At 52.8% G+C, this 8,229-nt stretch carries 7 protein-coding genes; 6 read left to right on the top strand and 1 reads right to left on the bottom strand.

Annotation, left to right across the window (positions count from 1 at the left end):
- Nucleotides 1–226 precede the first annotated feature (226 nt).
- The 6 genes from ACHUEV_RS12110 to ACHUEV_RS12085 all read left to right on the top strand — a co-directional run bounded on the left by ACHUEV_RS12110 (nt 227) and on the right by ACHUEV_RS12085 (nt 6,561).
- On the top strand, nt 227–841 hold the full coding sequence (locus tag ACHUEV_RS12110) for a hypothetical protein (protein ID WP_394180173.1): 615 nt from the start codon (nt 227–229) through the stop codon (nt 839–841).
- 24 nt (nt 842–865) lie between these two features.
- Complete coding sequence (locus ACHUEV_RS12105; RefSeq protein ID WP_394180171.1) at nt 866–1,324, top strand: HlyD family efflux transporter periplasmic adaptor subunit; 459 nt, start codon at nt 866–868, stop codon at nt 1,322–1,324.
- A 1-nt stretch (nt 1,325) separates the two neighbouring features.
- On the top strand, nt 1,326–3,302 hold the full coding sequence (locus ACHUEV_RS12100; RefSeq protein ID WP_394180169.1) for a glycosyltransferase: 1,977 nt from the start codon (nt 1,326–1,328) through the stop codon (nt 3,300–3,302).
- A gap of 1,066 nt (nt 3,303–4,368) precedes the next feature.
- The gene (locus ACHUEV_RS12095) at nt 4,369–4,596 is read left to right on the top strand and encodes a hypothetical protein (RefSeq protein ID WP_394180168.1); all 228 of its coding nucleotides are present in this window, start codon (nt 4,369–4,371) and stop codon (nt 4,594–4,596) included.
- Between the two features lie 28 nt (nt 4,597–4,624).
- Entirely contained in the window at nt 4,625–5,680 is a 1,056-nt protein-coding gene (locus ACHUEV_RS12090) for a hypothetical protein (RefSeq protein ID WP_394180166.1), read from the top strand.
- Nucleotides 5,681–6,315: 635 nt separating this feature from the next.
- On the top strand, nt 6,316–6,561 hold the full coding sequence (locus ACHUEV_RS12085; RefSeq protein ID WP_394180164.1) for a hypothetical protein: 246 nt from the start codon (nt 6,316–6,318) through the stop codon (nt 6,559–6,561).
- 257 nt (nt 6,562–6,818) lie between these two features.
- Here ACHUEV_RS12085 and ACHUEV_RS12080 read toward each other — a convergent pair whose 3' ends face one another.
- Nucleotides 6,819–8,183, bottom strand: coding sequence for a class III lanthionine synthetase LanKC N-terminal domain-containing protein (locus ACHUEV_RS12080; protein WP_394180162.1), 1,365 nt, complete (start codon nt 8,181–8,183; stop codon nt 6,819–6,821).
- Between the last annotated feature and the right edge of the window lie 46 nt (nt 8,184–8,229).

The raw sequence follows: 8,229 nt of genomic DNA, 5'->3' as shown, positions 1-8,229 counted from the left end.
CCTATGAGATCGACAATTTGGGTTCTGTTTCTGGCTTGCACGATGAGTCTTGGGGATTGAACACGATCAAATCGAGCATCGAAGAGTTGTAGATCTTTATCAGCCCAAAGTTTTCCTTCCATCATTAAAAATCGTGTAAGGATGCAGCCCACATCGAATGATTCGATTATGTGCCGGTTAGTTCACCGGCTTTACTTTGAGGCTAGATATGCGTGTAGGTAGGCTTTTGATCGGAGCAACAGTTGTTCTGATTGCATTGTGGGTGATTATCGGAGAGCAAATCACCGGGGTAAGCTCCAACGCGATTGTTAACGCGCGGTTAAGCACAGTGCGCACGCCTGTCGCGGGTGTCTTGGACATGCCGTTACGAACATTCGGTGCTACGATTGCTGAAGGCGAACAAGTTGCGTCGGTACATGATGGGCTCGTTGACACTGTTCGTTTAAATGACCTCCAGCTAGAGCAGGCATACCTGCAATCTCAGGCAGTGCATTTGGCCAGCCTTATCGCGATTGCAGACGCAGAAATTGCGAACCTAAGAACACGGAACGAAATCTACACTGCGGCGCGGATGGCAGAAGCCGAAGCGCGGCTGTCACGGGCGAGCGAGCGCGTGGCCTTGCTTGGCCTTCCAGAACCTAAAGATAATGCTACTGCTGATAGTGTTGAGCTTTCGCGCGCGCTCGAAGAGTATGAAACGCTTCAAGTCACCAGAAACGCAATTACCGACGGTGTATTTCTTGGCGATAGCTACAATGATATTCCCTTTTCTGGACAACGGCTGATCGAGCAGAAAGCGAACCGTGCCTCGCTTAGCGCTCAACTGACAGAATCCGAATAACGACTTGCGGCGCTCAAACTAAGGGTGACCCAAGAAAACGCACGCGTCGGCGGGTTGTCCGGCACTTCGCTAAATGCTCCGAGTGAGGGCGTTTTATGGGAAGTTTTAGCAGGTGATGGTGAGATTGTTCAACGTGGGCAAGACATCGTAAAGCTGATGAACTGTGGCTCAGCGCTTGTTACACTTTCTGTGCCAGACAACGTCTATAACCGTTTGCGTGTTGGCCAAACTGCCAAGTTTAGGCTTGATGGAACAGAGGCACTCTACGATGGCACTATCACGAGGATTGCAGGCGCAGGCGCACAAACGATTTATCGCAACCTTGCGGTCTCGCCTTCGGAAAAGCACCTTGAACGATATGACATTGCTCTGCTTGTCCCTGCCTTACGAGAAGACACCCATTTGCGCTGTACAGTCGGCCAAACAGGCCGAGTGTTCTTTGATACGCGGCCGCTAGACTGGCTTCGTGACATATTGAACTGATATGTTTGATGCCTTCTACCTGAGCGAAATCGAAAGCAGTCTGGTACGGGTTCTGCTTGTCATTGGGATCGCTATCCTATTGCCATTGGTTTTTGACACCAAAAACCGATGGCATAGAAGTGGGATATTCTTGGTCGCCGGTATGCTGGCACTGCGTTACCTATGGTGGCGCATCACTCAAACGATCGCACCGTTAGGTTGGACTTGGGACTGCTTAGCTAGCTGGTCATTGGTCGGCCTGGAAACGCTGTCGATCATTAGCTCCTTGAGCTCATTTACGATTTTGTCACGCACGCGCCATCGCGGCGAAGATGCTACCGCACAGTTGAATTGGTGGGGTGACTCAGATCCGCCTCATGTCGCTATTTTGATCGCGACTTACAACGAAGAGTTGGAGGTTTTGGAGCGTACCATCATTGGGGCCAAAGCGCTGAACCATCCTTCAATCGAAGTCGTTGTCCTAGATGACGGCCGCCGCGATTGGCTGAAAGACTACTGTGCAATGAAGGGGGTTCGCTACCTGACCCGATCTGACAATCGCGGGTCCAAAGCTGGGAATATGAATAACGCCCTGCAAGTCTTGGCGGCGGACGCCGTGCCGCCGGATTTCGTGGCAGTTCTTGATGCCGATTTCGTGCCACATAGAGGGTTCATTAGCCGCACGCTCGCACTGCTTAAAAATCCAAGCGTTGCACTGGTTCAGACGCCACAACATTTTTTTAACGCAGACCCTATCCAGCACAATCTGGGGCTCAGCAGGTCGTACCCCGACGAACAGCGGTTGTTCTTTGATCACCTGCAGCCTTCGCGTGACGCTTGGGGGATCGCATTTTGCTGTGGTACATCCTCTGTCGTGAGATGGGGCGCGCTTCAAGAAGTAGGCGGGTTTCCAACTGAAAGCATCACCGAAGACTACATGCTGACGCTCGTGTTGCGAGAAGCCGGCTGGGCAACCGTTTATCTAGATGAGCCCCTTACCGAAGGACTAGCTCCTGAGGGCCTCAAAGAATATGTTACCCAACGATCGCGTTGGTGTTTGGGCATGATGCAAATTGCGCGTAGCCGCGTAGGCCCATTCGCCAAAAACAAACTGCGACTGCGAGATCGCTGGAGCGTATTGGATGCAGGGCTGTACTGGCTCAGCACTTTCCCATTTAGGCTTGCAGCTCTGACCTACCCATTGCTTTATTGGTATTTCAATATCACCGTGGTGAACGCAGAGGTTGCCGACGTGATTAGCTACTTTGGCGTCTACTACTTTTGGGTGTTGTTATCCATCAACTCAATTGCGCGCGGTCTAGTTGTTCCCATTCTAAATGACGTCAGCCAGATACTTGGCGCGATACCCATTTCACGTGCCGCAATTGTGGGTTTGTTCAAACCGCAAGGCCATCCATTCAAGGTGACTGCAAAAGGCGGTGACCGAAGCAAGATCGTCATCCAATGGTCACTACTTGCGCCATACCTTGGGTTAATTGTTTTGACTGTTGGCGGGTTGTTGATCGGCATTTTTTCGGACTGGTATGCCTTCAACGATGCTGGGCAGGGCAAAACCGTCGTCCTATTCTGGACGCTTTACAACCTCATCGTTTTATCAATGACAATCCTGACATTTGTTGAGTTACCTCGAGAGGAAAGGCACATCGCAGACGCACCTGAACCAACAACTTTGGTTGTGGGTGGTGTCAATACGGAGGTGCTGATCAAGACCCTAACGCAGGACACAATGCGGATCAGTGGCCAGCGGTATCCGCTAGGCACCGTAGGCACGATCAAATTGCAGGACGTGGGCGAAGTTGTCGTAACGGTTATCTCTGAAACGCCTGATGGCGCGCGACTGCGCCTCCAAACGACACCCGAACAAAGAGAGGCGTTATTGCTGAGGTTCTATACCGAAGGCGGCACACCAGGTGTGCCTTCTGCCAAAGCAGCCGCCCTGATACGCGATCTCGCACGAAGGCTTTCGTTCAGCGAATAAGCGCAAACAGCAACTCGTTACATGGAGATGTCTTACAAGCGTTCATGGGAGTGAGTAGTAACCTGTCACGTCGAATCCCGCCCCCCCCTACCGGGTAGAATCCATAGGGGCACTTCAACAAAAACCTATAAAAGCCAGCTACGTCTTCGCAGCACTTACCAATCAATCGAGATAAGAATGACCCATAGACGAGCGGCAGCTTTGATCCACTTTACGATCATGCAAATGAGAAGCGGTTAAATCCGCGTCGCTAGATCCTCATTGGCTCAGGGGATTTGGACAAGCCAAACGCCCTTCACCGTCAGGGTGGAGGCGCAGCCTCCCCCCTCGGACAAGACAAATAGACAAGGCCGTGTCCTCGCTGCGCTGCGGGCCGCACCAACCTTGTCGATTTGTCCTGTCTCGCCCCCCCCTCCGCGTTCGCCACGTGGCAGATCAGCAGGAACAGGCGCCTACGGCGTCTGACCTGCAAATCAGCCCTGATTTTCCGGAAAGGGAAGTCAGCTCAACGGAACAGGTCAAACGGGGTTTGGGTCAAAGTCATGACGAAAAGGTCAAATTCATCTGACGTTCGACATGTGGTGTGGAATGTCGCGCACCTTTGACTCTTTCGGCAATCATAACTTCAGAAAACAAGAAAATTACGTCATTCAATTCTGACCCAAACGTCAAGCATTTCTGACCCAAATTCAATTGCGGACCTTCATGCCGCGCGCGGCGAATGTCTCAAAAGAGCCCACTCTACCGAATTTCTGTGCCGCAGCTAAAGTCCGCTTTTGGGAAGCAGGAAAACTCAACGTCGACACAACGGCCCTTTCCAGACCTTGGCCCCACCTTCAAGTCGCTGCGGTCGCAACCCACATTTCCGCCGTTCGCTATGTTCGCAACATCTGGGTTATGGCTGAACTGACACATCGCGGACTCTTCGACCTTCATTGCCGCTGCGCCAACGTTCGGATCAGACCCATGCAACATCTAGCCTTTTTAGGCAATGAATGGCCGCATTGGGGTAGATTCCGGCTGAGTGCAGGATAGTACGTTAGCGCGTGAGAGCAGGCGTTGGGGAATGCCCGATCCGGTCCGATGCACAATCAAGGTTACTGACCCCAAAAAGAAAGAGATTGTCGGAATTGATCCGGTTCATGTTTCATGCCGCATTGAACGGTATCAATACAGAATGGTTCTGGCGCTGCTGCCACTAGGAAGTGAACCTCTTGAATACCGCACAACTTTTGATAAGGAGGATCATGGGCGAATTTCGGCCAAAGTATTGACCCAATTCCCCATCATTTGAAACGAAACAACTTTTTACAGGATACACGATGCGTCTTCAATCAGCCCTGCTATTTGGCAGTATACTCTCAGTCATTTTTGCTTCTAGTGCCCTCGCTCAGAACAAGTTTCTGGCCCCGGCGCTGGTAGACGACGCGCCTCCTACGACTGTTTCATGCTCTGCTCCGATTGGCATGGTGGCCTTCGCGTCTAACCTCGAACCATTGGACGTTTATCTAGCTCGAACTGGCCCATCGTCTGACAGCGACTACATCAACACATTTTTTGAACTCGAAACCCAGATATTGCTCGCAAGAGACTTCATGACAACGACGGACGCTGACGTAGCTGAAATTTGTAACCAACTCGAACAAGGTGGCGTCAGCGATGAACTGCAAATTTCATTGCAATCGGCCATTGAAGCCGACCTAATATGGTGGCCAATAGATACTAGAATGGGCGTACTATCGCGGCCAGACGAAACGGATGCTACACCACAACCGATCAACACTGGATACGTTTCGGCAAAGCACGTCTCTTTTGTATCAGAAGCGGAATGGGCGCGTATGACCGCCCCCAATCGCCTCGGATATCTATCGCTTGGTGATCGTTACGACCCAGTTCCAATCGCCTCTATTGAAGGAATAGACACAGATAATGCGCGCGCTGTTGCCGCTGACAGTACACCTTCGGTCTGGGCCTGCCTCTCTGGGTTCAGTATGTCGCCTCTTCTGCAGTTTTTCGCCAGCGTAGACGATGGCAGCGGCAATCCAGTGATCCTACCATTTCATCAAACTGAGTTTGCAATCGAAAACGGTATTTGGTCGGATTGCACATTCGATGATGATGTTGAAGTAGATGACTCTGAGTTGGGTGATATTCCTTATAAGCCGCTTGAATATGTGGCCAACTGTCCAGCAAAGACCATCGATGGTATCGAGATCGATGCACGATTTCTACCGGTATCGTATGGTGCTGCAATGGGTGGCTATGGCACAAATTTTGCGTTGCTATGCCCTGCGATGACTGTCGAAATCCTGCAAGACGATTGCGATCAGGGCAATGAATATTCATGTGACGGCCTGGCGGAATTCCTAGAGCGATAAACATTTGAAGGACTAACAAGATGCCTTGGGCACACGGAACATATTTTACGGAAAATGATGAAAAGCAAGCTAGTGATTTTTGAAGTCCCAAGGCTTAACAGATGATCAAATCGAAGGGGTCAATCACTGGCATAGATCGCATATGGGTGGGCAACTCGCGTTAAGGGTTGGTGTCGCGATGATCATTGGTGCCGTGATCGGGTTCATGGTGGGTCAGATCTGAATGCAGAGAGGAACGAACGTGAAGAACAAAGATGAAGACGAACGTGAATACGATCGGCAGCAAGGAAACCACGCTGACCTAAGTTATGCCGTCTGCTTGCACTGCAACAATCCATTCCGAGTGTCAGAAGGTGTCGTCACATCAGATGCTGCCATTTGCGACGTTTGCAATGATTGATCGCTAGCTACGGAAGGAACAAGGAGTGTCTGACGTCAGACAGTCCGGTTTCCGCCCTTGCCGCATTCCCCTGCACATGCAGCATGACAAAAGCAGCCATTCATCGAAAATTGATCAAGGTCGGTTTTGTCTCGCGTAGCCGCCGTTAAGTAGCTCGACGTCGAAGGTCTGCAATGCGGACTTTGCTGCCGTTGACTTGTGATCGCAAAACGCTGAGCGTTAGATTGAAAAACCTATGGGTGCTACAGTGACCGCAGATGAACTAACTACAATTGTTGCCGGAGATCAGGTATCGATCCATGACCTAAACGGCAAGGTCTTATTTTCTACGATATCAGATAGTTATACGGCAAGTTTTCCAAAGTCTAACTGGGGTTTGCCCAACTATGATGGCATCATGATCGAACAAGACAACGGAGCACTTGTATTTCATGGTACAAAATTCTTATTCGAAAATTTAGGCTTGGTTCATCTGGTCTGAAGAGACACTTCGGGCTCAGTCCGGACATTCGCTGCAATCTGCATTAACGTCTGCTATGCGGGACGAAGGGTCCATTCGCTGCCGTTGCTCCAATGGCCGCTTTAGCAATCGAGAGGTTTTAATAACGGAGATTATTGATTGTCCTCTCTTGCACCATCAAACGGAATTTTTGGCAGCTTGGGCTGCCAAGGCTCCCTACAAGCCAGCGCCAGACAGTGCTCGACCATCTACGGTGTTATCAGACGCCCTATGGTGACTTAGGTAAGCCCTCCCTTTGCGCATGATCTCTCAACAGCTTCAGCGCTCGGTCTCACCGCTGGATCAGGCGAGAGCAAAGTGCCAATGAGCGCGCCCAGCCATGGAGGAACGTCGGGCCGGAGCATCGTCAGGTCTTCAAGCTTCGACTCGTGGGGCGGTTTCCGCGTCAGCAAGTGGTGCAGCGTCGCTCCAAGCGAGTAGTAGTCTTCCGCGAATGTGATCCTCGCCCCTTCAGCTGAACGCATAGCCTCGGGTGCCGTATAGCCGGGTGATCCCCAAACGTCCCGGGCGGGGGCACCCTCTGGGATCGCGCCCTCGAAATCGAGCGGTCGAACTTGCCCCTCGGGCCCTATAATGAAATTGGCGGGCTTGCAGTCGCGCCATACAAGCCCGGCGCCGTGGATGTCGCGAACAGTCCCAGCGATCAACCGGCATAGCTTCAGCTCCGTTTCGAATTCCGACGGTGGATCGGACTGGATGACCGACTGCAGGGTCTCCCCGTCAACGTATTCCATAACGAGAAAGCGCGAGGTGTCAGTCTCGAAATGCGTATAGACCTCGGGAACCGCGACCGAAGCACGTCTCAGGGCCTCGTTCCGCAACCGCTCCTGTTGGATTCGCCATCGTCCGTCCCGGCCCGACCACTCGACCTCGCCTTCCGCGCGGCCTTCTTTGATGACGCAGCGGCGGGCGGTCGTGAGGGAGAGGTCGAGCCCGAGATAGGTCCCGCCCTTGCCCCTCTGGCTCAGCACGTCGTAGGCCTTGTAGGTCGTCGAAATCGGCGTTCTCGGCCTCAGCCTCTCAGAGCGGGTCTCGGACCGCTCGAAGGGGTTCGCAAGCCAATCCGGAACCGCGTGACCTGGCGCTCGGACATCGGCGACCAGCTCCCCGTCGGGCCGCTCGATCATCTGTGCCTCTTCGCCCTCTCCCGTGGGCGACGACCCGAGAAAGATACCGTATCGATAATAGATGTTGGAGCCCGGGCGCAGCCGGGCGTCGAAGGGAACGATTGGATGGGGTAACCCGTCACAGCCCCGATCTAAGAGGTGAGCGAGTTCGACGGCCTCGCCGTCCGTTTTCGGATAGACTGTCATGACCTTGCCGATCTGGGCATAACCATAAATGAGGCCGGAATTCAGCTTCTGGACGATCTCGATCGTGGCGCATGCTTTGTAGTGCACGCCTCGCGCGTCAAGGATATCCGCCGCTATTTGGAAGACCCGTTCCGCCGAGAGGATCGTGGCGGAGACATGCAGTTTCCATCCCTGGCGCGGAAGCGTGCCCGTTCCACCGAGGGAGGATCTCCAGATGCTGTCCTTCGTCGCGGCACCAAGACGGCCCTCGACCAGACGAGACCAGTCCATTTCCGCACGCGCAGCTGCGACATGGGACGGAAGGTGCGCCGATGCT

Source organism: Yoonia maritima (genome assembly GCF_043641945.1).
Classification (GTDB): Bacteria; Pseudomonadota; Alphaproteobacteria; order Rhodobacterales; family Rhodobacteraceae; genus Yoonia; species Yoonia maritima_B.
The sequence above is the reverse complement of the archived record's forward strand: the minus strand, read 5'-3'. Positions and strand labels throughout refer to the sequence as shown.